At 64.6% G+C, this 24,130-nt stretch carries 21 protein-coding genes; 4 read left to right on the top strand and 17 right to left on the bottom strand.

What is annotated here, in order from left to right; genetic code table 11:
- Positions 1 to 34: 34 nt before the first annotated feature.
- The gene (locus J7573_RS00310; RefSeq protein WP_294323506.1) at positions 35 to 952 is read right to left on the bottom strand and encodes a LysR family transcriptional regulator; all 918 of its coding nucleotides are present in this window, start codon (positions 950 to 952) and stop codon (positions 35 to 37) included.
- 116 nt (positions 953 to 1,068) lie between these two features.
- On the opposite strand from J7573_RS00310, the gene J7573_RS00305 reads away from it, so the two are divergent.
- From J7573_RS00305 to J7573_RS00295, 3 genes are all read left to right on the top strand, one after another.
- Positions 1,069 to 1,827, top strand: a complete 759-nt coding sequence (locus J7573_RS00305; RefSeq protein WP_294323504.1) for a 5-oxoprolinase subunit PxpA — start codon at positions 1,069 to 1,071, stop codon at positions 1,825 to 1,827.
- An 82-nt stretch (positions 1,828 to 1,909) separates the two neighbouring features.
- Positions 1,910 to 2,785 carry an allophanate hydrolase subunit 1 gene (locus J7573_RS00300; RefSeq protein ID WP_294323500.1) on the top strand — a complete coding sequence of 292 codons (876 nt, stop codon included), beginning with the start codon at positions 1,910 to 1,912 and terminating at the stop codon, positions 2,783 to 2,785.
- Positions 2,782 to 3,753 carry a biotin-dependent carboxyltransferase family protein gene (locus tag J7573_RS00295; protein WP_294323498.1) on the top strand — a complete coding sequence of 324 codons (972 nt, stop codon included), beginning with the start codon at positions 2,782 to 2,784 and terminating at the stop codon, positions 3,751 to 3,753. The genes J7573_RS00300 and J7573_RS00295 overlap by 4 nt, the downstream gene beginning before the upstream one ends.
- A 132-nt stretch (positions 3,754 to 3,885) precedes the next feature.
- On the opposite strand, the gene J7573_RS00290 is transcribed toward J7573_RS00295, so the two are convergent.
- From J7573_RS00290 to J7573_RS00260, 7 genes are all read right to left on the bottom strand, one after another.
- Positions 3,886 to 6,042, bottom strand: coding sequence for a TonB-dependent siderophore receptor (locus J7573_RS00290; RefSeq protein WP_294323496.1), 2,157 nt, complete (start codon positions 6,040 to 6,042; stop codon positions 3,886 to 3,888).
- A 262-nt stretch (positions 6,043 to 6,304) separates the two neighbouring features.
- Positions 6,305 to 7,267 (bottom strand): SdiA-regulated domain-containing protein, encoded by a 963-nt coding sequence (locus J7573_RS00285; RefSeq protein ID WP_294323492.1) that lies wholly within the window; start codon positions 7,265 to 7,267, stop codon positions 6,305 to 6,307.
- Positions 7,264 to 8,820 (bottom strand): glycosyltransferase family 39 protein, encoded by a 1,557-nt coding sequence (locus J7573_RS00280; protein WP_294323490.1) that lies wholly within the window; start codon positions 8,818 to 8,820, stop codon positions 7,264 to 7,266. Before J7573_RS00280 ends, J7573_RS00285 begins: the two co-directional genes overlap by 4 nt.
- Before the next feature lie 3 nt (positions 8,821 to 8,823).
- Positions 8,824 to 9,096, bottom strand: a complete 273-nt coding sequence (locus J7573_RS00275) for a lipid-A-disaccharide synthase N-terminal domain-containing protein (RefSeq protein WP_079227811.1) — start codon at positions 9,094 to 9,096, stop codon at positions 8,824 to 8,826.
- A complete protein-coding gene (locus tag J7573_RS00270; RefSeq protein ID WP_294323482.1) occupies positions 9,093 to 9,836 on the bottom strand; it encodes a glycosyltransferase family 2 protein in 744 nt (247 codons plus the stop codon). The genes J7573_RS00275 and J7573_RS00270 overlap by 4 nt, the downstream gene beginning before the upstream one ends.
- Positions 9,837 to 9,870: 34 nt before the next feature.
- Complete coding sequence (locus tag J7573_RS00265) at positions 9,871 to 10,845, bottom strand: NAD-dependent epimerase (protein WP_294323481.1); 975 nt, start codon at positions 10,843 to 10,845, stop codon at positions 9,871 to 9,873.
- Positions 10,842 to 12,170, bottom strand: coding sequence for a UDP-glucose/GDP-mannose dehydrogenase family protein (locus J7573_RS00260; RefSeq protein WP_294323478.1), 1,329 nt, complete (start codon positions 12,168 to 12,170; stop codon positions 10,842 to 10,844). The genes J7573_RS00265 and J7573_RS00260 overlap by 4 nt, the downstream gene beginning before the upstream one ends.
- A 537-nt stretch (positions 12,171 to 12,707) precedes the next feature.
- Between J7573_RS00260 and J7573_RS00255 the strand changes: the two genes are divergently transcribed.
- Positions 12,708 to 13,754, top strand: coding sequence for a class I SAM-dependent methyltransferase (locus J7573_RS00255; RefSeq protein ID WP_294323476.1), 1,047 nt, complete (start codon positions 12,708 to 12,710; stop codon positions 13,752 to 13,754).
- A gap of 162 nt (positions 13,755 to 13,916) precedes the next feature.
- On the opposite strand, the gene J7573_RS00250 is transcribed toward J7573_RS00255, so the two are convergent.
- From J7573_RS00250 to J7573_RS00210, 9 genes are all read right to left on the bottom strand, one after another.
- Positions 13,917 to 15,161: a saccharopine dehydrogenase family protein gene (locus tag J7573_RS00250; RefSeq protein ID WP_085676984.1), complete on the bottom strand. Its 1,245-nt coding sequence runs from the start codon at positions 15,159 to 15,161 to the stop codon at positions 13,917 to 13,919.
- A gap of 33 nt (positions 15,162 to 15,194) precedes the next feature.
- A complete protein-coding gene (locus tag J7573_RS00245; RefSeq protein WP_294323470.1) occupies positions 15,195 to 16,292 on the bottom strand; it encodes a carboxynorspermidine decarboxylase in 1,098 nt (365 codons plus the stop codon).
- 211 nt (positions 16,293 to 16,503) lie between these two features.
- Positions 16,504 to 17,421 (bottom strand): pyridoxal-phosphate dependent enzyme, encoded by a 918-nt coding sequence (locus tag J7573_RS00240; RefSeq protein WP_294323467.1) that lies wholly within the window; start codon positions 17,419 to 17,421, stop codon positions 16,504 to 16,506.
- Entirely contained in the window at positions 17,418 to 18,089 is a 672-nt protein-coding gene (locus J7573_RS00235; protein ID WP_294323464.1) for a PAS domain-containing protein, read from the bottom strand. Before J7573_RS00235 ends, J7573_RS00240 begins: the two co-directional genes overlap by 4 nt.
- A 188-nt stretch (positions 18,090 to 18,277) precedes the next feature.
- Positions 18,278 to 19,981, bottom strand: coding sequence for an amidase (locus tag J7573_RS00230; RefSeq protein WP_294323461.1), 1,704 nt, complete (start codon positions 19,979 to 19,981; stop codon positions 18,278 to 18,280).
- Positions 19,982 to 20,117: 136 nt separating this feature from the next.
- Positions 20,118 to 20,957 (bottom strand): glutathione-dependent disulfide-bond oxidoreductase, encoded by an 840-nt coding sequence (gene yghU / locus J7573_RS00225; protein ID WP_294323457.1) that lies wholly within the window; start codon positions 20,955 to 20,957, stop codon positions 20,118 to 20,120.
- 162 nt (positions 20,958 to 21,119) lie between these two features.
- Positions 21,120 to 22,322 (bottom strand): NAD(P)/FAD-dependent oxidoreductase, encoded by a 1,203-nt coding sequence (locus J7573_RS00220; RefSeq protein WP_294323456.1) that lies wholly within the window; start codon positions 22,320 to 22,322, stop codon positions 21,120 to 21,122.
- Positions 22,323 to 22,416: 94 nt separating this feature from the next.
- Positions 22,417 to 23,472: a helix-turn-helix domain-containing protein gene (locus J7573_RS00215; protein WP_294323453.1), complete on the bottom strand. Its 1,056-nt coding sequence runs from the start codon at positions 23,470 to 23,472 to the stop codon at positions 22,417 to 22,419.
- A 39-nt stretch (positions 23,473 to 23,511) separates the two neighbouring features.
- The gene (locus J7573_RS00210; protein ID WP_054887346.1) at positions 23,512 to 24,114 is read right to left on the bottom strand and encodes a cupin domain-containing protein; all 603 of its coding nucleotides are present in this window, start codon (positions 24,112 to 24,114) and stop codon (positions 23,512 to 23,514) included.
- Between the last annotated feature and the right edge of the window lie 16 nt (positions 24,115 to 24,130).

Below are 24,130 nucleotides of genomic sequence, written 5' to 3'. Positions count from 1 at the left end.
CACAAGGCCGCACCCGCGGTATTTGCGCACGGACTTAGCGCCGGGCCGAGAGTTGCTGCGGTGCCAGGAAGGCATCATGGAAGTAGGTGCGCAGTGCCTGCATCGCCGGGCTGAAGGCGCGCTCGCGGTGCCAGGCCAGGCCGACGCTCATTGGCGTCACCGGGTCAGTGATGGTCAGCGTTTCGATGCGCTTGCCCTCCAGCGACCAGGGGCGGTGCACCAGGTCGGAGAGGATCGCCACGCCGCTGCCGTTGGCGACCATGCTGCGTACGGCCTCCACCGAGCTGGTGCGTACCCGCACGTTCGGCCGTTGCCCGGCCTGTTGCCAGTAACGCATGGCGCTCTGTTCGGCCTCGTCCACGGTAAGCAGGATGTACGGCTCCCGAGCCACGTCGGCCAGGCTCACCGCCGAGCGTTCGCACAAGGGATGATGGCCGGGCAGCCACAGCCGGCGCTCTGAGTTGAACAGGGTTTCCGAGACGATATCGGGGTGGGTGAGGTTAGCGGTCAGTACCACTGCCATGTCGAAGCGGCCTTCCAGCAGCCCTTGCTCGATGGCGCTGCGCTCCTGTTCATGCACCTCCAGGGTCACGTCCGGGTGCCAGTGCTCCAGGCGCTGCAGGTGGTGCGGCAGGAAGTAGCCGATCACCGTGTAGCTCGCCGCCAGGCGCAGCAGGCCGCTGGCGCGCACATCGGGCAGCGGGCTGTTCAGGGCATCGTCGACGCTGCGCAGGATCACATAGGCGCGGTTGAGGAAGTGCCGGCCGGCCTCGGTCAGGCTCATGCCCTGGGCCGAGCGCTGGAACAGTTGCACCCCCAGCATCGCCTCCAGTTCCTTGATCGCAGTGGTCACCGCCGACTGGGAAATGTTGAGGTGGATCGCCGCCTGGGAAATCTGGCCGATCTCGGCGGTGGCGACAAAGTAGCGAACCTGGCGCAGGGTCAGTGACACGGTGGGCTCCTGGGTATCTGATTTTCAGAAGACACCCTATCTGTTTATAGATCTTCCCAAGGGGATTGGGAGAATCTAACGTGGCTTGCATGCCGTCACAAGCCAGGAGAACAGCGATGCGCGCAGTGGATTTCAACTCTGACATGGGCGAAGGCTTCGGCCCCTGGACCATCGGCGATGGCGTCGACCACGAACTGATGGCCTTCATCAGCTCGGCCAACATCGCCACTGGCTTCCATGCCGGCGACCCCGGCACCATGCGCCGCACCGTCGAGCGGGCCAAGGCGCTGGGTGTGGGCGTGGGGGCTCACCCCGGTTTCCGCGACCTGGTCGGCTTCGGCCGCCGCCACATCAATGCCCCGGCCCAGGAGCTGGTCGACGACATCCTCTATCAGCTCGGCGCGCTGCGCGAGATTGCCCGGGCGCAGGGCGTCCGGCTGCAGCACATCAAGCCCCACGGTGCGCTGTACATGCACCTGGCCCGAGACGAGGAGGCCGCGCGCCTGCTGGTGGAGAACCTGCGGGTGATCGAACCGGAGCTGTTGCTGTATTGCATGCCCGGCTCGGTGATCTGCCGCATAGCCCAGGAGCTCGGCCAGCCGGTGGTGCGCGAGTTCTACGCCGACCGCGAGTACGATCTGAGTGGTTCCATCGTGTTCACCCGCCATGTGCGTGGTTACGAGCCGCAGCGGGTGGCCGAGCGGGTGCTGCGGGCTTGCCAGGAAGGCGTGGTACGCACGGTGGAAGGCCAGGACCTGGCGATCGAGTTCGATTCCATCTGCCTGCACAGCGACACCCCGGGCGCGCTCGACCTGGTCGAGGCCACCCGTGCGGCACTGGACGCCGCCGGCATTGAGGTGCGTGCACCGCGTTGAGTTTCGAGGGCTGCTGGCGCGAAGGCGCCACGGCCTGCCGTTTTGCCTGCCGTTCGATAAAGATTCCAAAAAAGGAGCAGACATGGCCAGTACCCCCATCCGCTACAGCTTCGGTGCCGACGAGCACCTGTTCGCCGAAGTCAGCGACAGCATGTCGCTGGAGGCCTTCTTCAAGGGCATGGCGGTGACCCGTGCGGTGGAGCGCCTGGCGCTGGAGGGCGTGCTCGACATCTGCCTGGCCAACGCCTCGTTCCAGATCCGCTTCGACCCCGACCGCATCGCCCCCGAGGCGCTGCTCGAAGCCGTGCGTGGCGCCGAGGCCGAGGCGGTGGCCGAGCGTTCGTTGAGCACGCGGATCATCGAGATCCCGGTGCTGTACAACGACCCCTGGACCCACGAAACCCTCATGCGTTTTCGTGACCGCCACCAGGACCCCGACAGCACCGACCTGGAATACGCCGCCCGCATCAATGGTTTGGCCGACGTCGAGGCGTTCATTGCCGCGCACAGTGGCGCGCCGTGGTTCGTGTCGATGGTCGGCTTCGTCGCCGGTTTGCCGTTCATGTTTCAGATGGTCGAGCGCGAGCGGCAGTTGCAGGTACCCAAGTACCTGCGCCCACGCACCGACACGCCCAAGCTGACCCTCGGCCATGGTGGCTGCTTCGGCTGCATCTATTCGGTGCGCGGGGCAGGGGGCTACCAGATGTTCGGTGTGACCCCGGCACCGATCTATGACCCGCAGCAGTCGCTGGCCTACCTGAAGGACCACATGGTGTTCTTCCGCCCCGGCGATATCGTGCAGTTCAAGCCCATCGACCGCCAGGCCTATGACCAGGCCGTGGCGGATGTCGAGGAGGGGTGCTTCGACCTGCGTATCCGCCCGGTGGAGTTTTCCCTGGATGCATTCCTCGCCGACCCGGTCGGCTACCCCAAATCGCTGCAGGAGGTGCTGGCATGATCAAGGTCATCAAACCCGGATTGGCTACCTCGGTGCAGGATATGGGCCGCGAAGGCTATTACCACCTGGGCATCCCGCCTTCCGGTGCGCTGGATCAGTATGCCATGCAGGCCGCCAACCACCTGGTCGGCAACCCCGCAGGTGCGGCGGGCCTGGAATGCACGTTGGTGGGGCCGGAACTGGCGTTCCAGCATGACGCGCTGGTGGCGGTGTGCGGTGCGCAGATGCCGGTACTGCTCGATGGTCGCGAACAGCGCCCGGACACCGCTTTCGCGGTGCGTGCCGGGCAGGTGTTGCGCTTCGGCTTCCCTACGGCGGGCGCGCGGGCGTACCTGGCCGTGGCGGGCGGCATCGATGTCCCCGAGGTACTTGGCAGCCGTTCGACTTACGCGTTGGGCGCGCTCGGTGGCTTGCAGGGGCGCAAGCTGGTAGCCGGTGACCTGCTGCCGGTCGGCGTGCCGAGTGGCAAGAGCCGGGCCGGGGCCAGCCTGCCCATGGCCTTGCGCCAATCGTTGGGTGGCGAAGTGGTGTTGCGGGTGGTGCCGGGGCTGTATTTCCACCGCCTGACCGAGGCGGCGGCGAAAAGCTTCTTTACCGATGCCTGGACTGTCGGTTCAGAGGCCGACCGCATCGGCTATCGCTACAAGGGCGGCGGTGCGCTGAGCTTCCAGCCGCGTGAGCAGCCGTTTGGCGCAGGTTCGGACCCCTCGAATATCGTCGACAGCTGCTACCCGATCGGTTCGATCCAGGTGCCGGCGGGGCTGGAGCCGATCATCCTGCACCGGGATGCGGTGTCGGGCGGTGGCTACGCGATGATCGGCACGGTGATCAGTGCCGACCTGGACCTGATCGGGCAGATGCAGCCGAACCAGCAGGCGCGGTTCTTGGCGGTGAGCCTGGAGGATGCACTGGCGGCCCGGCGTTCGTACAAGAAGAAGCTCGGCTGCCTGGCCAGGCTGTTTGGCTGACTGAAGCAATAGCCTGTACCGGCCCTTTCGCGGGTAAACCCGCTCCCACAGGTTCACCACCCTTTTCAAGTGAGTGGAAATCCTGTGGGAGCGGGCTTGCCCGCGAAGAGGCCGGTACAGGCTACCGCAGCCTCAGAAGCTGTACTTGGCCGTCAGCATCAGGTTACGCGGCGCCCCCCAGGTATCGCCGGCGTAATCCACCGAACTGGCAATGGCCGAGTAGTACTTGCGGTCGAACACATTGTTGGCATTGAGCTGCAGGTCGAGGTGCTGGTTGACCCGGTAGCCAGCCATCAGGTCGGTGACCGCGTAGGCCCCTTGAATCAGCCGGTACTCGCTGCCATCGGCCACGGTGAAGTCGTTGTAGATACGGCTCTGCCACGAGATGTTGCCACCGACACGCAGCTTTTCCAGCGGACCCTGGAAGTGGTAGACCGTGTTCAGCTTGAACATGTGCTCCGGGGTGTCGGTGTCGAAACGCTGGTTCACGTTGGCAGGGTTGGCCGCGTCCTTGATGGTGTGCGCACGCGCATAGGTATAGCCGCCGCCGATCTGCCAGTTAGACGTCAGCGCGCCTTGCAGCTCCATGTCGATACCCTGGCTGCGCACTTCGCCCGAGGCCTCGTAGCAGGACGTTTGCGGACAGTTCGCGAGGTATACCTGGGTGGCACGGTTTTCCTGGTCGATGCGGAACAGCGCGATGCTGGCATTGAGTGCGCCGTCGAAGTATTCGCCCTTGATGCCGACCTCGTAGTTCTTGCCCACGATCGGTTTTACCGGTGTGCCGGAAACATCCTTGGAGCTTTGCGGGGTGAAGATGTCGCTGTAGCTGACATACACCGAGTGATGGTCGTCGAGGTCGTAGATCAGGCCTGCATACTTGGTGACGTTGCGGGTGACTTTGTAGTCGCCGTCGCCATCGCGGTTGTCGTAGTCGTACCAGTCCAGGCGCCCGCCGAGGATCAGCTTGAGCGGGTCGGCCAGGTTCAGGCGGGTGGTGATGTACACGCCTTCCTGGGTGGTGACTTCCCGCTGGTTACCGGTGTGCACAAAATCCGGTTTACTGCCGTTGAGCGGCCAGAACATGTCGTACGGGCTGTAGTTGCGGGTGTCCATGTCGTAGATGCGCTTGCTGGCGCCGACCACCAGCTCATGGCTGCGGCCAAGCAGGTCGAACGGCCCGCTGACAAAGGCATCCAGGCCGGCCTGGTTTTCCTGGTGCCTGGACTGGTAGACCGTGCGCGCAATCGGCGCCTGCAGCCCGGCCCAGCGCGACTGGTAGGAACCGGTGAAGGTGGCCTGCTGCTGCGCATAGTTGGCATTGACCTGCAGCTTCCAGTCGTTGGCCAGGCGCTGGCGCAACTCGGCGAATACGGTATCGATTTCCTGATCTTTGTTTTCCCAGTCGCTGCCGGGGTTGTAGGAGCGCGAGAAGCCCATGTGATGGCCGTCGAGGGCGGTAGGCATGGCGCCCCAGAAGTAGTTGGTCTTGTCCTTCTGGTGCGAGAAACCAAGCATCAGGCTGGTGTCATCGGACAGGTCCGCCTCGGTCACCGCATAGAACAGGCCGTGGTCTTCCTCGACGTCATCGATGTAGCTGTTGGCGTCGCGATAGGACGCCACCACACGCCCGCGCAGGGTGCCGCTGTCGTTGAGCGGGCTGGAGGCATCCACCTCGCCGCGGTAGTCGTCCCAGCTGCCGGCAGCACCGGTCAGGGTGACCTTCTGCTCGGCCAGCGGGCGCTTGCGCACCAGGTTGATCGCCGCCGACGGGTTGCCGGCACCGGTGACCAGGCCGGTGGCGCCGCGCACCACCTCGACCCGATCGAACATCGCCAGGTTCGGCTGGGCGCCGACCACCCAGCCGGTGTAGCCGCTGGGGATGCCGTCGTACATCAGGTTGTCGATGTCGAAACCGCGTGCCGAGTAGCTTTGCCGGCCCGGGCCGTTGGAGTAGTCGAGGAACAGGCCTGGTGTGGCCTTGACCACGTCATTGATGCTGGTCATGGCCTGGTCGTCCATGCGCTGGCGGGTGATCACGGTCACCGCCTGGGGCGTTTCGCGCATGCTCAGCGGCAGTTTGGTAGCGGTGGACATGGAGCCGGTGGTGTAGGAACCCGAGCCCTCGGTGGTGCTGCCCAGCGTGTCCGAGCTGATTTCGGTGGCGCCCAGTTCCAGTATGGTTGGGGCGTCTTCAGCCAGTGCGGGTGTGGCAATTGCCATGCATACGGCCATGGCGAGCAGGTTACGGGTGGGGAGGGGGCGCGTGTGCGCGAGGGGCGACAGCATGACGGGGAGGCTCCTGACTTCTGCTAATGCAACTAATTATGAGAATGATTGGCAGTTAGTTTGTCAGGATGTGTCGCGCCTTGGGAAGGTGGTATACCAGATCCATTACAAAATTTTCACAAATCACCCAGGACGGGTGATCTTGCCGCCGCGCTGGCTGGCCTGGCCGATGCGCAATCAGGCGTCAGCGAACGCTGCATTTGCAAGCGTCGAAAGCTGGGCGGGAAAGCACCGTTGCGCCGAAACGCAACGGTGCTGGGCTTCAAGGCTTGCTGAAGACGTAGAACAGGTTGGGCTCGCTGACGACATAGAGGTTGCCAGCGCTGTCCATGGTCATGCCTTCGGGTTGCGGGGCATCACGGTGCAGCCCGCCAAGCCAGGAACGCAGCGAACGGATGCTGACGAAGCGGCCATCACCATCGAGTTCGGTGATGTTCTTCGACTGATCGCTGAGCACCAGCAGGTGGCCGGTACGCGGGTCGTAGTAGCCGTCGGACAGGTCGGTGGCGTACACGCTGCGCTTGACCCAGTCGCGGCGGTCGCTGACGGTAATTTGCAGGGGGCCACCGCTGAGCGCCGTGAGCATGCCGGTCACGGTGAACAGCTGTCGTGGGTCGCGTTCCTTGATGGCGAACAGGCGGTCGTGCTGGCGGTCGTAGGTCACCCCCTCGAAGCCCTTGTTGCGGAAGGTCGGGTTGATGTCGAGGGTGATCCACTGGGCCTCGCTGGCGTGGATCGGCTGCGGGTGGTCGGGCAGGGTGATCACGTCCAGCCGTTGCTTCTGCTCGTCGCTGATGGCCAGGCGGCCATTGCCCAGGTACGCCAGGCCCTCGGTGTCCTCGAAGTCCACCAGCGGGTAGCGGGCCACGATGTCGCCCGTCTTGCTCAATTCCAGCAGCTCCATAGGCACACCATTGGTGATCGCCAGCAGCCGGTCACGGTCGTAGTCGTAGGTGATGCCGGAGAGGTTGTCCAGGCCTGGGTCCACCACCTTGGCGTCGATCTTGACCTTGAAGTCCGGCAGCCAGACGTTCTTGCCGGGCGCAGTGTCGCCGGTCCAGCGGTTGCTCAGGTGTGCGTAGAGCTGCTGCGGCCAGAACGAGCGGGCGGCTTCGATGCCCACCAGGGCCATGGCCACCAGTACGCTGACTGCGCCGACCTGGCCCCAGCGGTTCAAACGTCGCCACAGATGCCGGCGTGGTGCTGGCAGGGTCTGGGTAGTCATTGTGCGCGTCCTTGTGCTGCGGTTTGCAGATTGGCGGGCGTGTTGGCCCAGGCAAAGTGGTAGACCTGTTCAGGTACGGCTGGCTGGCATTGGCCGTTGTCGGCATCGGCACCGACCACGTACCACTCGGCGCGCGAGGTATCGCCCAGGCGGTGAGCTTTGTCGATGTTGAAGCAGCGGCCCAGTTCGGTCTCCGGAATCAGGGCGAAGGCCGAGGGGTAGTGGCGCAGCCAGTACACGGCTGTTTCGGGCTTGGACTGGTTGGCGAAACCGAAATGGACGATGGGTTGACGGGCGAACAGCCAGTGCCCTTCACGCCAGTTGACCAGCACCAGCTCGGCGCCACCGGTGGCGCGTGCGGCGTCGGCCATCAAGGTTTCGTGGGGGTTTTGGCCCTCCTTGAGCGGCTCGACGAAGCCGCGGGCGAACCACAGGCAGAACCAGGCCACGGCAATGGCGGTGAACGCCTTGCGCCAGCCGGGGCGGCGCTGCAGCCAGCGCTTGAGCATCCACGGCACCAGCGGGGCGATGGCCAGTACCAGGCCGGGCAGGGCCGGGAAGATGTAGAGCTTGCGCTTGCCACTGCTGAGGCTGAAGAACAGCAGCACCAGGGCCACCCAGCCGAGCAGCAGCAGGAAGCGCCCATCGCGTTTCTGCAACTGCCGGCGCCAGGCCGGGACCAGCCACGGCAGGGCCAGGATCAGTGGCAGCCAGTACTGCGGGATGACCTTGACGAAGAAGTACCAGAAGGGCTCGCGATGGTCCCAGGCATTGGCATAGCGGTTGGCGGTCTGGCGCAGGAGAATTTCCTTCAGGTAGGCCAGTTCCGCCGCACCGCCGCCGTGGGTGATCGAGATCAGCAGCGGCAGCAGCCACACCGCGCAGCCTGCCAGCAGCCAGACGAAGCCCAGGCTCCAGCGCCCACCCTGGCCGGGATACGCCACCACGCCGCGCCAGCCTTTGCGCACGGCCCAGGCATAGGGCAGCAGCATCAGCGCCGGGACAAACCCCACGCCCTTGCTGATGATGCCCAGGCCCATGGCCGCGCAGGCCAGGTAGAACCAGCCCCAGGCAGGCCCGAGCAACAGGTGGCGGACCATGCCGTAAAGGCCCAGCGCCACCCACAGGCACAGGTAGCTGTCGATCTGCCCGGTACGCAGGATGCTGTAGCTCTGGTAGGTCGCCAGGAACAACAGCGCGGCAATCACGCCGATGCGCCGGGTCCACAAACGACGCCCCAGGTCATGCAGCACCAGGGTGATGGTCGCCGCGGACATCAGCCCCGGCAGGTACAGGGCGACCTTGGGCGAGCCGGTCAGGTAGCTGAACAGGGCCACGGTCCACATGAACAACGGTGGTTTGTCGCCGTAGATTTCCGCCGCGCGGTGGGGGATGAACCAGTTGCCGCTCTGGAGCATTTCCAGGGCAACGCCGAGGAAGCGTTCCTCATCGACGTTCATTGGCTGGCGCCAGCCGATACCGGCACCGACCAGCAGCACAGCGAGTACAACCAGGGCCAGGCGTTCGGCCCCGAGCGTCTTGAACCTTGGCAAGGGCTATTCCTTCTGCTCTTTGTGTCGGGCAATCAATTGCAGGTTGCGCAGGTAGACCACCAGGCCGAACGACTGGCCGATGATGAACACCGGGTCTTCGCGGTAGATGGCGTAGATCAGCAGCAGGGCGCTGCCGAGCATGCTCAGGTACCAGAAGCCCACCGGGATCACGCTGCGTTTCTTGAATTCGCTGTACAGCCACTGCAGGACGAAGCGGCCGGTGAACACGACCTGGCCGGCGAAGCCGACGATCAGCCAGAGGGTTTCGCGGGTCATCCTTCGAGCTCCTGGGGTTGGGTGTCGAGGCGCGTGCGGCGGATCAGCCACCAGACCCCGACCAGGTCGAGAATGCCGACCAGGGCGCGGTCCAGGTTGCCGTACTTGGAGACCCCGGCATGGCGCGGGCGGTGGTTCACCGGGTGCACCAGCATGCGGCCCTTGTGGCGCAGGATCAGCGCCGGGATGTAGCGGTGCATGTGGTCGAAATAGGGCAGGCGCAGGAAGGCGTCGCGGTCGATCAGTTTCAGGCCGCAGCCGGTGTCTGGCGTGGCGTCCTTGAGCAGGCGGCTGCGCAGGCCGTTGGCAAAGCGCGAGGCCCAGCGCTTGCTGGCGGTATCGCGGCGGTTGACGCGGTGGCCGGCGACCAGCTTGATGCCGCCGGCGAAGTCTTCGTTGCCGCGTACCAGGGCGAGCATGCCGGGGATGTCGGCCGGGTCGTTCTGCCCGTCGCCGTCGAGGGTGGCCAGCCAGCGGCCACGGGCAGCCTGGGCGGCATGCCAGATCGAGGTGCTCTGGCCCAGCGAGCGGTCGTGGCGCAGGATGCGCAACTGGGTGAAGCCCTGCTGTTTGAGCTGGTGCAGCATGTTGAGCGTCTGGTCAGTGCTGCCGTCGTCGACCACCAGCACTTCATAGTTTTCAGCGGCCAGTGCCGCGCGAATTTCCGCCAGCAATGCCGGCAGGTTGTCGACCTCATTCTTGGCGGGGATCAGTACCGAGAGGTCAAGTGGATCAGTCATTGAGGCTACCTGTGTTCTTGTAATGATTGCGTGGTCAAACCCGGTAGAAGTCCCGGTACCAGCCAACGAAAGCGGCGACGCCGTGCTCCAGCGGAGTACTCGGCGAAAAATCGATCCAGCGTGTCAGTGAGTCCACATCCGCCCAGGTTTCAAGCACGTCACCCGCCTGCAAGGGCAGGTACTCGCGCCGGGCCTTGATGCCCAGCGCGTTTTCCAGGCAGTCGACGAACTCCAGCAGGCGCACCGGCTGGCCGCGACCGATGTTGAACAGCTGGCAGGGCGGTTGCCCGGCTTCAGGCCGTGGCGGCTTCTGGCGCAGGCGCAGGATGCTTTCGACGATGTCGTCGATGTAGGTGAAGTCGCGCGCCATCTGGCCGTGGTTGTAGATCTCGATTGGCTGGCCTTCGAGCATCGCCCGGGTGAACTTGAACAGCGCCATGTCGGGGCGGCCCCACGGGCCATAGACGGTGAAGAAGCGCAGGCCGGTGATTGGCAGCTGGTACAGGTGCGCATAGCTGTGCGCCATCAGTTCGTTGGCGCGTTTGCTCGCGGCATACAGCGAAATCGGCTGCTCGACCGGGTCATCGATGCTGAACGGCTGCTTGGTGTTGGCGCCGTACACCGAACTGCTGGAGGCGTAGATCAGGTGACGCGGAGGGTGTTGGCGGCAGGCTTCGAGTAGGTTGAGAAAACCGGTCAGGTTGGACTGCCCATAGACCGCCGGGTTGTCCAGCGAGTAGCGCACACCGGCCTGCGCCGCCAGGTGGATCACTTCGCTGAACGGCTGCCCGGCGAACAGTTGCTGCATGTCGGCGGCGTTGGCGATGTCGACCGTCTGGAAGCGGAAATTGGGGTAGGCGAGCAACTGTTGCAGGCGCGCCAGTTTGAGCTCGACGCTGTAGTAGGCGTTGAGGTTGTCGATGCCCACCACTTCGATGCCCGCTTCGCACAGGCGGCGGGCCAGGTGGAAACCGATGAATCCGGCCGCGCCGGTGATCAGTACGGTCATGGTTGTTTCACCTGGCCACGGCCAATGCCGTAATACGTGAGGCCGGCGGCGGCCATGTGCTCGGGTTCGAACAGGTTGCGGCCGTCGAACACCACGCGGTCAGCCAGTTGCTGCGGGACCTTGTCCAGGTTCAGCACGCGGTAGTCCTGCCACTCGGTGACGATCACCAGGGCATCGGCACCTTCCAGCGCATCGTCCTTGCACGGCACCAGTTTCAGGTCGGGGCGAGTGCCGTAGTGCCGCTGGATCTCCTGCATGGCTTGCGGGTCGTGGGCCTGGACGCTGGCGCCGGCGGCCCACAGTGCTTCGAGCAACACCAGGCTGGAGGCTTCGCGGATGTCATCGGTGTTGGCTTTGAACGACAGCCCCCACACGGCGAAGACCTTGCCGTGCAGGCCGCCGGGGTAGTGGCGCTGGATCTTGCTGAACAGCCGGCTCTTCTGCCGCTGGTTGACTGCTTCCACCGCGCCCAGCAGCAGCGGGTCGAGGCCTTCGGCCTCGGCCGTCCTGCGCAGCGCCTGCAAGTCCTTGGGGAAGCACGAGCCGCCGAAGCCGCAGCCGGGGTAGATGAAGTCGTAGCCGATGCGCGGGTCCGAGCCGATACCGCGGCGAACCATTTCGATGTCGGCACCCAGGTGCTCGGCCAGGTTGGCCATTTCATTGATGAAGGAAATCTTGGTCGCCAGCATGCAGTTGGCGGCGTACTTGGTCAGCTCGGCGCTGCGCGCGTCCATGACCATGACTTTTTCGTGATTGCGGCTGAATGGCTGGTACAGCTCGCGCAGCAGCTCGACCTCGGCCGGTGCGGCGCCGCCGATGATGATGCGGTCCGGGCGCATGCAGTCTTCCACTGCCGAGCCTTCCTTGAGGAATTCGGGGTTGCTGATCACCTGGTAGTGATCAGCGTCGGTCACCGCTTGGCTGATTCGCGCCTTGATGCGGTCTACCGTGCCCACCGGCGAGGTGGACTTGTTGACGATGACCTTGGGGCCGTCGGCATGTTCGAGGATGCTGTCGATCACGCTGAACACATAGCGCATGTCGGCGCTGCCATCGGCCTGGGGCGGGGTGCCGACGGCGATGAAATGCAACCTGGCGTACTGCGCGGCTTCAGCGGCGCTGGTGGTGAAACGCAGGCGGCCGCAGGCCAGGTTTTTCTCCAGCAGGGGCGCAAGGCCGGGCTCGAAGATCGGGCAATGCCCCTCGCTGAGCGCCGCCACCCGCTCGGCGTTGATATCCATGCATAGCACCGAGTGCCCCACCTGGGCCAGGCATACCGCCTGGGTAAGGCCGACATAGCCGGTACCGAAAACCGTAACCTTCATTCAAAGCTCCATGGTGTGAACCTGTACGGGCAGTACCCCCTGCTGGCGCAGGTGTCTGGCATTTGGCCGCAGAGATCCTTGGCGAAAAAGCTGAAAAAAAATGTCACATTTTTGTTTAAATTTTGTTACTTGAGCCCGGATCGGAAGGCTTCTTGCTCATGCACATGTTTGCTTTGCAAATGAAAGGCAAACTCAACTTCTTGGCGCACAAAAGAGCGCCTGGCGCAGGCCCGGAAGTTGAGAGGGTTTACAACCGAACAAGAATGACGTGTGCGAAACCCCGAAAAGGGTCGGCACAAGGCCTGAGCATAGACAGCTACTTGCGAAGTGCCAGCATATGGCAGGGGTTTCTTAGGACAAGTTGCACTAAGAGATGTCAGTTGTATGACAGTGGAGGCCGGTAAGTTGCCTTGAGTGATGGGGGTTCCGAGGGGCTAAACTCATAACGGATATACATCCATTCATCCCACTGACCACCGCTCCCCTCGAACCGGACTTGATCGTCGACGGTGGCCTTCTTGCAGAGGAGGGCAGGTCATGGACGAGGCAAGGCTTCACGAATTCATGGGCAAGCTGGTTGGTGACATGGGCGCTGCGGCGACCCTGGCCAATGTGATCCTCGGCGATGAACTCGGGCTGTACCGGGCCATGGCCGACAGCCAGCCGACCAGTCCTGAGGCACTGGCGGCAAAGACCGGCTGCCACCCACGGCTGGTGCGCGAATGGCTCAACGCCCAGGCGGCCTCCGGCTACATGGTGCATGACAAGGGCATGTTCGTGCTGCCCGAAGAGCAGGCCATGGCCCTGGCCCTGGAAGACTCGCCGGCCTACATGGCTGGCGGCGCGGCGGTCATCGCCGCACTGTTCCATGACAAGGACAAGCTGGTGGCGGCCATGCGCGGCGACGGCGGGCTGGCCTGGGGCGATCACCACCCGTGCATGTTCAGTGGCACCGAACGCTTCTTCAGGCCCGGTTATCGCACCTTTTTAGTGGCGGACTGGCTGCCGGCGCTTGAAGGCGTGGTGGCCAAGCTGCAGGCCGGAGCCAAGGTGGCGGATGTCGGTTGTGGCCATGGTGCTTCGACCCTGGTCCTGGCCCAGGCGTTTCCGGCTTCTACCTTCACAGGCTACGACTATCACGCCCCCTCCATTGCCACGGCCAGCGAGCGTGCGCGCGAGGCCGGGCTGGCACAGCGTGTGAGCTTCCAGCAGGCATCGGCCAAGGACTACCCGGGGCATGACCACGACCTGGTGTGCTTCTTTGATTGCCTGCATGACATGGGCGACCCCGTGGGCGCGGCGAAGCATGCCTACCGGGCGTTGAAGGCGGATGGCACGGTGATGCTGGTGGAGCCTTATGCCGAGGATTCTCTGGAAGGCAACCTGACGCCGGTCGGGCGGTTGTTCTATGCGGCGTCGACGTTCATCTGCACGCCCAACTCGCTGTCCCAGGAAGTGGGGTTGGGGTTGGGGGCGCAGGCCGGCGAGGCGCGGTTGCGGGCGGTGTTCGAGGAGGCGGGGTTCACACGGTTCAGGCGGGCGACGCAAACGCCGTTCAACTTGATCCTGGAGGCCAGGAAGTAGATGTAGTCCTGTGCCGGCCTCTTCGCGGGCTTGCCCGCTCCCACAGGTACGGCACAGTATTCGAGGCCTGTGCCGTACCGGTGGGAGCGGGCGAGCCCGCGAAGAGGCCGGGCCTGCAAAAGCAGAAGGGGCGCCTGATTGGCGCCCCTTCTGGTTTACTGCTTAGGCTTCAGCGTCCCACGGACGATCGCCATTTTCATCTTTCACGCGGGTCGGCAGGCCCATCACGTCCAGCGCCTTGAGGAACGGCTCGGCTGGCAGCTCCTCGACGTTGACCATGCGCTTGGCATCCCACTCGCCACGGGCGACCAGCAGGGCCGCGGCCACTGGCGGTACACCGGCGGTGTAGGAGATGCCCTGGCTGTCGGTCTCGGCGTAGGCCTCTTCGTGGTCGGCCACGTTGTAGATGAACACTTCACGCGGCTGGCCGTTCTTGGTGCCCTTGACCAGGTCACCGATGCAGGTCTTGCCGGTGTAGCCCGGGGCCAGCGAGGCCGGGTCAGGCAGCACGGCCTTGACCACTTTCAGCGGGACCACTTCCAGGCCTTCGGCCGTCTTCACCGGTTGCTCGGAGAGCAGGCCGAGGTTCTTCAGTACGGTGAACACATTGATGTAGTGCTCGCCGAAGCTCATCCAGAAACGCACGTTCGGCACATTGAGGTTCTTCGAGATCGAATGAACTTCGTCGTGGCCGGTCAGGTACAGGTTCTGCGAACCTACCACCGGCAGGTCGTCGGTACGCTTGACTTCGAACATGGTGTTGCTGGTCCACTGGCTGTTCTGCCAGCTCCACACTTGCCCGGTAAACTCGCGGAAGTTGATTTCCGGGTCAAAGTTGGTGGCAAAGTACTTGCCGTGCGAACCGGCATTGACGTCGAGAATGTCGATCGAATCAATGCTGTCGAAGTATTGCTGCTGCGCAAGTTTTGCGTAGCTGTTCACCACACCCGGGTCGAAACCGACGCCGAGAATGGCGGTAATGTTCTTTTGTTGGCACTCTTCGAGGTGTTTCCACTCGTAGTTGCCGTACCACGGCGGGGTCTCGCAGATCTTGCCCGGCTCTTCGTGGATGGCGGTGTCCAGGTAGGCGACACCGGTATCGATGCAGGCACGCAGCACCGACATGTTGAGGAAGGCGGAACCGACGTTGATCACGATCTGCGATTCGGTCTCGCGGATCAGTGCCTTGGTCGCCTCGACATCGAGGGCGTTGAGCGAGAAGGCCTGGATGTCGGCGGGTACCTTGAGGCTACCCTTGGCCTTGACGCTGTCGATGATGGCCTGGCATTTGGAGATGTTCCGTGACGCGATAGCGATACGACCCAGTTCGTCGTTATGCTGCGCGCACTTGTGGGCCACCACCTTGGCGACACCTCCTGCACCAATGATAAGAACGTTCTTCTTCAATTTACCTTTTGCTCCTTACTTGGAAAGCCGGTCTTACGACAGGCTGGAAACGTAGTCTTCGAAGCCGAAATCGCGGACCACCTCGACGCTGCCGTCGAGCTGCTTGACCACGATCGATGGCATTTTCAGACCGTTGAACCAGTTTTTCTTGACCATGGTGTAGCCGGCGGTGTCGATGAACGACAGGCGGTCGCCAATGGCCAGTGGACGATCGAATTGGTACTCGCCGAAGATGTCACCGGCCAGGCACGACTTGCCGCAGACCATGTAGGTGTGCTCGCCGTCGTTGGGGGCCATCTTGGCGTTGAGGCGGTAGATCAGCAGGTCGAGCAGGTGTGCTTCGATCGAGCTGTCGACCACGGCCAGGTGTTTGCCGTTGTACAGGGTGTCGAGCACGGTCACTTCCAGCGAGGCGCTGTTGGTGATGGCGGCTTCGCCCGGTTCCAGGTAGACCTGTACGCCGTATTGCTCGGAGAAGGCTTTCAGGCGCGCGCAGAAGGCGTCCAGCGCATAGCCTTCGCCGGTGAAGTGGATGCCGCCACCGAGGCTGACCCACTCGACCTTGTGCAGCAGGTGGCCGAAGCGCTCTTCGATGTGCGACAGCATCTTGTCGAACAGGCCGAAGTCACCGTTCTCGCAGTTGTTGTGGAACATGAAGCCGGAGATCTGTTCGATCACCTGTTCGATCTTTGCCGGGTCCCACTCGCCGAGGCGGCTGAACGGGCGGGCCGGGTCGGCCAGCAGGTAGTCGGAGCTGCTCACCTGCGGGTTGACGCGCAGGCCGCGGACCTTGCCTTCGGACTGTTCGGCGAAGCGCTGCAGCTGGCCGATCGAGTTGAAGATGATCTTGTCGCAGTTCTCGAGCATTTCCTCGATCTCGTCATCGGCCCAGGCCACGCTGTAGGCGTGGGTTTCGCCGGCGAACTTCTGGCGGCCGAGCTTGAGCTCGAACAGCGAGGACGAGGTAGTGCCATCCATGTACTGCTGCATCAGGTCGAATACCGACCAGGTGGCGAAGCACTTGAGGGCGAGCAGCGCCTTGGCACCGGAGTTTTCACGCACGTAGGCGATCTTCTCCATGTTGCTCAGCAGCTTGGTTTTGTCGATGAGGTAGTACGGCGTCTTGATCATTTAAAGGCCCCCGGCCAGGCCGGCCAAAAAAAAGACCCGCATTGTGCCTTCACTTGCCGCAGATCGAAAGGGCGGATGGTGTATTTCGTCTGCGTGGCGGTGGTTGCAGGTGAATTGTTTCGGCAGTGACGGGTTCAGTAGTACAGGAGGAAATGAACATCCTGATGACAGCGACGTTCATTTTCCTGTGCCGGCCCTTTCGCGGGGCGCTTCAATCGACCTGCTTGAGCCAGGCCTGGATCTGCTCCAGCGTAGCAGTGGCCCCGCCACAAACCACTACCAGCACGTGCGGGTAGCTGGCCAGGGCATCCGCATCATAAGCTAGCGCCAACGCCGCGCCGCACGCCGGCTCCACCAGCACTCGATGGTCCAGCAGGAACCGCTCGCAGGCCTCCAGTGCCGCCCGGTCACTGACCAGATGACTGTGCACCGGATGCTGCCGGGTGCAGGCCAGTGCCTGTTCGGCGACGCGCTTGGCGCCCAGCGAGCTGGCCACCGAGGCGATGCGTGGCAGTTCCACCGTGTGCCCGGCCTGCATGGCCGCATGCAGCGAAGCGGCCCCGGTGGTTTCCACCGCCAGCACCGGCACATCGCCCCAGCCGTTGCGCTGCAGGCCTTCGACCACACCACTGAGCAGCCCGCCACCGCCCACCGACAGTACCACCACATCCGGCTTGAACCCGGTTGCCGCCACTTCGTCGACCAGGCTGGCATGCCCGGCCCACAGCAGCGGGTCGTCGAACGGGTGGATGAAGGCATCGCCTTCGCCGATCAGGGTCAATGCCAGCTCGTTGGCTTCTTGCCAAGAGCTGCCATGCACCACCACCTTGGCGTCTTCCAGGCGCAGCAACTCCTTGGCCCGTTCGGTGGTGGTCTCGGGCACCACCACGGTCACCGGCACCCCCAGCTTGCGCCCGGCATAGGCCACGGCCAGCCCGGCATTGCCACCCGACGAGGAGACGAAATGGCGCGCGCCACGGGCGTGGTGCACCTCGCAGGCATGGCCGACACCACGCAGCTTGAACGAGCCGCAGGGCTGCAGGGCGTCGAGCTTGAGCCAGACCGAGCGGCCAGCGACCAGCGACAGCGGGCGGGATTCGATCAACGGTGTCTCGATGTGCAGGGTCATGGGTTGGCTCCTCGCAGTTGTTCCAGGTAGTTGTAAACGGTGTAGCGGGTCACACCCAGGGCCGCGGCCGCTTTCTCCACCCCGCCCTTGACGATGAACAGGCCACGTTCCTGCATGACGCGCACGGCCTCGACCTTGGCCTGTTTGTTCATTCGGCCGTGGCCGGTGCGCTGCAGCGAGTCCTCGATGATCTCACTCATCAGGATGGCCATGTCGGCGGGCTCGCTGGCCTCGGCGGGGGATGCGCCGAGTGGCTGCAACTGCTGGAGGAAACTCATGGCGGCGTCGAGGCCGGTGACGTCGGTATTGACGCAGAGGCTGGCGAACGGGTGGCCGCTGCTGTCGCGGAAGATCGCCGTGGCGCTGCGCAGGGTGCGGCCCTTGAGGGTGGTGGGGTAGTCGGGCAGAACCACGGGGGCAGCGCCTTGCTGATCGGCGCTGGCCTGCATCAGGGCCTTGAAGCCCTGGTCCTGTTCCGGGGCGGCGAGGATCGGGCTGCCGACCACGCGGCCGGAGAGATGGCCGTTGACGATTGCCACCACGGAGTGTTCCGGGTGGTCGAGGTCGTGCAGGAGGATTTCCATGTTGCGCGCGGCAACGCTGCCCAGGGCCTGGAGGGCGGCCTTGAGGACGGTGAGGGTGAGCTGGCGTTCTTCGGCTGGGGACATGGGAAGATCACAAAAAATTCAACTTATTGTGTATTTTTACACATTAGGTTGAATTTTACGATGTGCTTCTCCAGGTCCATTCGCGGGCAAGCCCGCTCCCACAGGTATACCGCAGCCTTTGAATGCGGCGTTGTACCTGTGGGAGCGGGCTTGCCCGCGAATGGGCCGCAAAGCGGCCCCTGTATGCCTTAACCCAGGGCTGGCGTACGCGGCGGGATCATCCGGCGCGAGCCGGTCGCCTCGAAGGCCGCAGCAAAGCTCAGCAGCGCATTGTCGCTATAAGCCTTGCCGGCAAAGGTCAGCCCCACCGGCATGCCGATATCGGCCATCACGCCCATCGGCACGGTCACGGTCGGCACGCCCAGGTGACGGATGGCCAGGTTGCCGTTGGCTACCCAGATGCCGTTGCTCCAGGCGATGTCGGCCGAGGCCGGGTTGACGTCGGCATCGGCCGGGCCCACATCGGCCACGGTCGGGAACAGCACGGCGTCCAGGCCCTGCGCGTCCATCCAGTCTTCGAGGTCCATCTTGCGGGTCTTTTCCAGCCCGCGCAGGCCGTCGGGCAGGGTCTCGATCTGGTCCCAGGTCTTCAGGCCGCGCTTGGCCATGTTGACGTATTCGTCCATGCCGGCGGCCAGGTCGTCCTCACGGTTGGGCAGGGTGCCCGGGTCGTGCGGGAAGATCTGCGGGCCGTCGACATCGGCCAGGCGATTGAGCTTGGGGTCATCGTTGGCGCGCAGGAAATCATCGAAGGCCCAGCCCGACAGTTCCCATAGTTCGTCATGCAGGAATTCCTTGCTGACGATGCCACGGTTGTAGACGGTCGGCGCGCCCGGGCGGTCGCCCTCGCAGTTGGATACCAGCGGGAAGTCCACTTCCAGCACCTCGGCGCCGGCCGCTTCCAGGGCCTTGCGCGCCTGCTTCCACAGTTCGATGACGCTGTCGCGGGTATTGATGCGCTGGCCGGTCGGGCCGCCGATGCCTGGCTTCTCGGAGGTGCCGGCTTCGGCGTCGGCATTGATGTACATGCGCGGTACGCCAAAACGCTTGCCCTTGAGCGAGCTGGCGTCGACGGCCAGGTCAAGGTAGGACGCCGGGCGCACGGAGGAGGCGGCCGGGATCGCTACCCACGGCTGCAGGCGCCACAGGTCGCCGCGCTTGTCGGCATCGTCGGCAACCACGACGTCGAGGATTTCCAGCAGGTCGGTCATGGTCCGGGCGTACGGCACCACCACGTCCATGGTCGGGGTCAGCGGCCAGTTGCCACGTACCGAGATCACGCCGCGCGAGGGGGTGTAGGCGCACAGGCCGTTGTTCGAGGCCGGGCCGCGGCCACTCGACCAGGTTTCCTCGGCCAGGCCGAAGGCGCTGAAGCTGGCAGCGGTGGCGGTACCGGCGCCGTTCGACGAGCCGGAGGCGAACGGTGCGGTCAGGTACTTGGCGTTGTACGGGCTTTCGGCGCGGCCGTAGACGCCACGCTGCATGCCGCCATTGGCCATCGGCGGCATGTTGGTCTTGCCCAGGCACACGGCACCGGCGGCGCGCAGGCGCTCGATGGTGAAGGCGTCGCGCTGGGCGACCAGGTCCTTGAACGCCGGGCTGCCGGAGGCGGCAGTCAGGCCTTTGACCAGGTAGCTGTCCTTGGCGGTGTAGGGAATGCCGTCCAGCGGGCTCAGGGCCTGGCCCTTGGCGCGGCGGGCGTCGGAGGCCTCGGCTTCCTTGAGCGCTTCAGGGTTGCGTACGACCACGGCGTTCAACGCAGTGGCGGTGTCGGCGCCATCGTAGGCGTCGATGCGCGCCAGGTAGGCCTTGACCAGCTCGACTGCCGTCGTGCGGCCCGTTTCGAGTGCGTCGCGCAGCTCGGCAATGGAAACCTCGGTTACCTCGATCATGCTTTCACCAAAATTTGTGCAGGTTGGGGCTAGTGCGAGGAGTGTACAAGAAGGGATCAGGGCTGGGAGGTTTGCGCGGGAGAAATGGTTTTTTGCAACGGGGCATTGACGGGGCCGCGCAGCGGCCCCGTTGCCCTCAATCCAGGTCGGCCGCCGAGTGCCGCTCGGGTACCTGGCTGGCTTCGTCGCCCCAGGTGCGGTTGACCCGGGTGCCACGCTGCACGGCCGGGCGCTGGGCAATGGTCTCGGCCCAGCGCTGCACATGCGGGTACTCGTCCACCGCCAGGAATTCGGCCGCACCATACAAGTTGCCGCGCACCAGTTGGCCGTACCACGGCCACACGGCGATATCGGCGATGCTGTATTCGTCGCCACCGAGATAGCGGCTGACCGCCAGGCGGCGCTCCAGCACGTCGAGCTGGCGCTTGGCTTCCATGGTGAAGCGGTTGATGGCGTACTCGAACTTTTCCGGCGCATACACGTAGAAGTGGCCGAAGCCACCGCCCAGGTAAGGCGCGGCGCCCATCTGCCAGAACAGCCAGTTGAGGGTCTCGGTGCGTGCGGCCGGGGCTTTCGGAAGCAAGGCGCCGAACTTTTCCGCCAGGTGCAGCAGGATCGAACCGGACTCGAACACCCGCACCGGCGGCTCGACGCTGCGGTCGAGCAGGGCGGGGATCTTCGAGTTGGGGTTGACCTCGACGAAGCCGCTGGAGAACTGCTCGCCATCACCGATGCGGATCAGCCAGGCATCGTATTCGGCGCCGCTGTGGCCCAGGGCGAGCAGCTCTTCGAGGAGAATGGTGACCTTGACGCCATTGGGGGTGGCCAGGGAGTACAGCTGCAGCGGGTGCTTGCCGACCGGCAGGGCCTTGTCATGGGTCGGCCCGGCGATTGGCCGGTTGATGCTGGCGAACTGGCCGCCGGAGGCTGCGTCGTTGCGCCAGACCTTGGGCGGGACGTAAGGGTGCTTGCTCATGCAGGGTTCTCCTGGGAAGGCGCGAAAGCGACCACGTAAAGACGTGGACCTGCATCTATGCCACGGGTTCGGAGAAAAGCGCAAATGCATCGGGCGCAAGCGTTGGCTGCATGGCGCAGCGGTGATAGTGCATTCGCGGGGCGTGCCCGCGAATGCGCAGGGTCAGGCCACGGGAATGGTCGGGTCCGCCGCCGCCAGGGCCGCCGTACGGTCCGCCGTCGGCGGATAGATCCAGATCGAGTTGATCTGCGACTTCAGCAGCTTGGCCTCGGCCTTGTCGGTCGGTGGTGACACGGTGCGCTCCCAGCCCTCGGTATACACCGCGCCCCAGGCGCCAAGGTCGAGGCAGGTCACGTACTTGGGCTGGCTGTAGGTCATCGGCGCCACGCCGATCAGCTCGGCCGCTGCGTTGTTGCCGGCATAGCGCCCCAGCGGAATGGCATGCTGGCACGACATCACGGCGAAGTTGCCCTGGTTGTCGCAGGCGGCATAGGCCACGTCCCCGGCCGCGTAGACCGCATCATTGCCGATGACCTTGAGGTTGCCGTCGACATGCAGGCGGCCTTGGCGGTCGCGCTCGCCGCTGATCTGTTCGGTCAGCGGGTTGGCCTTGAAGCCCACGGTCCAGATGACTGTGGTAGCGTCGATGCGCTGGCCGTTGTCCAGCAGCACCCCGTCGCGGTCCACCGAGGCGACAGTGGTGCCGCAGATCCACTCGATGCCCAGTGCCTCGGAGGCCTGTTCGATGGCCGGACGGATACCGTCACCCAGCGCGGCGCCGATCTTCGCCCCGCGGTCGATCACAACCACCCGCAGCCTGGCGTCCTCGCCGAGAATGGCGCGAAGGCGCGTCGGCAGTTCCGTGGCGGTCTCGATACCGGTGAAGCCGCCGCCGGCTACCACCACGGTGTTGCGTGCCGGGCTCTCGGGCAGGTTGGCCAGGGACTTGAGGTGGGTTTCGAGGCGCGCGGCGCTGTCGATCTTGTCGACATCGAAGACGTGCTCGATGCCCACCATGTCCGGGCGGTTGAGCACGCTGCCGCAGGCCATGATCAGGCGGTCGTAGGGCAGGTTGCATTCGGTGCCGGATGACGTGCGGTAGCGTACGCGCTGCTCGGCTTCATCGACATGGAAGGCGGTGCCGTGGACGAAGCGCACGTTCACCGCATCGAACAGTTCCTGCAGCGGTGCGGCCATGGTGTGCACTTCAGGTTCATAGAAGCGCGGGCGCACATGCAGTTCGGCCTGGGGGGCAAGCAGTGTCACCTGGACATCCCGGCGGCCGTGCAGATCCAGTTGGCGGATGGCGCTCAGGGCGCTCCACAGGCCTGCGAAGCCGGCGCCAATGATCAGGATATTCTTCATCGTTATGCTCCTGGGTAGTCCGTGAGGAAAGACCGGTAGACAAGATAGACCGTCATTGCGGTCAACGATGTTACGAGCGGCCAGGTGCCGCACCCTAGGCCAGAGAACCCTGAATTTCGGCCAACGGTACCGTGCGGGCAAAGCGCGCCCGATAGTCGCGAGGGGTCACCGCCAGATGGCGCTGGAAGGCCAGGCGCATGCGCTCTTCGCTGCCGAAGCCGCACTGGCGGGCAACTTGCTCGATGTGGCCGTCACTGTTCTCCAGCAGCCGCCGCGCCGCTTCGAGGCGGAACACCTCGATGGCCTTGGCCGGGGTGCGGCCGGTTTTCTGCTTGTATACCCGGGTGAAGTTGCGCAGGCTCATGTGCGCCTGTTCGGCCAGGTGTTCGACGCTGAGCCGTGGGTCGTGCAGATGCTGGTTGAGCCAGAGGTGCAGCGCCTCGAACGCCCCCGCGTCCTGGCCCTGGGACTTGAGCAGTTCGCTGAACTGGGCCTGGCCGCCGGGGCGCTTGAGGAACACCACCAGCTCGCGCGCCACCTGCATCGCCACCTCGCGGCCACAGTCCAGCTCGACCAGGGCCAGGGCCATGTCGATGCCCGCGCTCACGCCGGCAGAGGTCCAGACGCTGCCCTGCTGGACGAAGATCGATTCATGGTCCACTTCCACGGCCGGAAAGTCGCGGCGCAATACCTCGCACATGGCCCAGTGGGTGGCGGCGCGCCGGCCATCGAGCAAGCCGGCACTGGCCAGCAGGAAGGTACCGCTGCAGACCGAAGCGGTGCGCCTGGCATGGAGGCTGGCACGGCGCAACCAGGTGATCAGCGGGCCGTGATCGGGGAGGCTGCGGATGATGTCGGGGGCGCCGGGCACGATCAGCGTGTCGACGGTTTGCGTCATGACATCGTCCAGGCGCTCGCTGGCGACCACCAGGCCTTCGGCCGTTTGCTGCAGGCCACCTTCCAGGCTGGCGGTGTGCAGCCGGTAGCCTGGCAGGCCGCGCTCGGCCATGGCCTTGGTCGCGGCCCAGAACACGGTCTGTGCGCCGCTGAGATCGAGCAGGCCCATCTGCGGATAGGCGACGAAGACCAGCACCCTCGGGTGGTCGACGGGGAGCAGCGGCGGGTCGAGTTGCTGGTTGGGCTCGGTCATCGTGTCGGGCGTCGCCTGGCAGTGATGGAATCCTCGGATTCAGAATGTCGGCGGGGTGATCACCCAGATGATCACGGCGTCCACCTCGCCAGGGTTGCCATAGCGGTGCGGCTCCTGGCTGGAGAAACTGAAGCTGTCGCCTTCGCCCAGCAGGAAGTGGCGCTCGCCCACCCACACCTCGAAACTGCCCGAGAGTACATAACCCGCTTCGTCACCTTCATGGCTGTAGCTCTGCTGGCTGTAGGTGCCCGGCGGAAAGCGCGAGTGCAGCATCTCCAACTGGCGGTTGGGCTGCGGGGTGAGCAACTGGTCGACGATGCCGTCCTCGTAATGCACGCTCAGCCGGCTGTTGCGCCGCACCACGTAACCCTGGTCTTCGGGGGCGGTGGTGGCTTCGCTGGCGAAGAACCACTGGATGGTCACGCCGAGGCTGCGGGCGATATTGAACAGCGCCGGGATCGACGGGTACGACAGGTTGCGTTCCAGCTGGCTGATGTAGCCGGCGGTCAGCTCGCTGTGCGCCGCCAGCTCCGCCAGAGTCATGCCGCGGCGCTTGCGCAGGCCGCGGATGCGGCCACCGAGGAACTGCGGCGCGCTGCCGCCGTCTTCGGCGGCGGGCGGGAACTGGGGTTGCTGGCTCATGTGCTTCGGTCCATCG

Source organism: Pseudomonas sp. (assembly GCF_017744435.1).
Lineage (GTDB): Bacteria > Pseudomonadota > Gammaproteobacteria > Pseudomonadales > Pseudomonadaceae > Aquipseudomonas.
This window is presented reverse-complemented; position numbering and strand designations above follow the sequence as displayed.

Coding starts and splice junctions, on each gene's coding strand:
- J7573_RS00305 (WP_294323504.1), top strand. CDS start 1,069: ATGCGCGCAGTGGATTTCAACTCTGACATGGGCGAAGGCTTCGGCCCC.
- J7573_RS00300 (WP_294323500.1), top strand. CDS start 1,910: ATGGCCAGTACCCCCATCCGCTACAGCTTCGGTGCCGACGAGCACCTG.
- J7573_RS00295 (WP_294323498.1), top strand. CDS start 2,782: ATGATCAAGGTCATCAAACCCGGATTGGCTACCTCGGTGCAGGATATG.
- J7573_RS00290 (WP_294323496.1), bottom strand. CDS start 6,042: ATGCTGTCGCCCCTCGCGCACACGCGCCCCCTCCCCACCCGTAACCTG.
- J7573_RS00285 (WP_294323492.1), bottom strand. CDS start 7,267: ATGACTACCCAGACCCTGCCAGCACCACGCCGGCATCTGTGGCGACGT.
- J7573_RS00275 (WP_079227811.1), bottom strand. CDS start 9,096: ATGACCCGCGAAACCCTCTGGCTGATCGTCGGCTTCGCCGGCCAGGTC.
- J7573_RS00270 (WP_294323482.1), bottom strand. CDS start 9,836: ATGACTGATCCACTTGACCTCTCGGTACTGATCCCCGCCAAGAATGAG.
- J7573_RS00265 (WP_294323481.1), bottom strand. CDS start 10,845: ATGACCGTACTGATCACCGGCGCGGCCGGATTCATCGGTTTCCACCTG.
- J7573_RS00260 (WP_294323478.1), bottom strand. CDS start 12,170: ATGAAGGTTACGGTTTTCGGTACCGGCTATGTCGGCCTTACCCAGGCG.
- J7573_RS00255 (WP_294323476.1), top strand. CDS start 12,708: ATGGACGAGGCAAGGCTTCACGAATTCATGGGCAAGCTGGTTGGTGAC.
- J7573_RS00245 (WP_294323470.1), bottom strand. CDS start 16,292: ATGATCAAGACGCCGTACTACCTCATCGACAAAACCAAGCTGCTGAGC.
- J7573_RS00240 (WP_294323467.1), bottom strand. CDS start 17,421: ATGACCCTGCACATCGAGACACCGTTGATCGAATCCCGCCCGCTGTCG.
- J7573_RS00235 (WP_294323464.1), bottom strand. CDS start 18,089: ATGTCCCCAGCCGAAGAACGCCAGCTCACCCTCACCGTCCTCAAGGCC.
- J7573_RS00230 (WP_294323461.1), bottom strand. CDS start 19,981: ATGATCGAGGTAACCGAGGTTTCCATTGCCGAGCTGCGCGACGCACTC.
- yghU (WP_294323457.1), bottom strand. CDS start 20,957: ATGAGCAAGCACCCTTACGTCCCGCCCAAGGTCTGGCGCAACGACGCA.
- J7573_RS00220 (WP_294323456.1), bottom strand. CDS start 22,322: ATGAAGAATATCCTGATCATTGGCGCCGGCTTCGCAGGCCTGTGGAGC.
- J7573_RS00215 (WP_294323453.1), bottom strand. CDS start 23,472: ATGACCGAGCCCAACCAGCAACTCGACCCGCCGCTGCTCCCCGTCGAC.
- J7573_RS00210 (WP_054887346.1), bottom strand. CDS start 24,114: ATGAGCCAGCAACCCCAGTTCCCGCCCGCCGCCGAAGACGGCGGCAGC.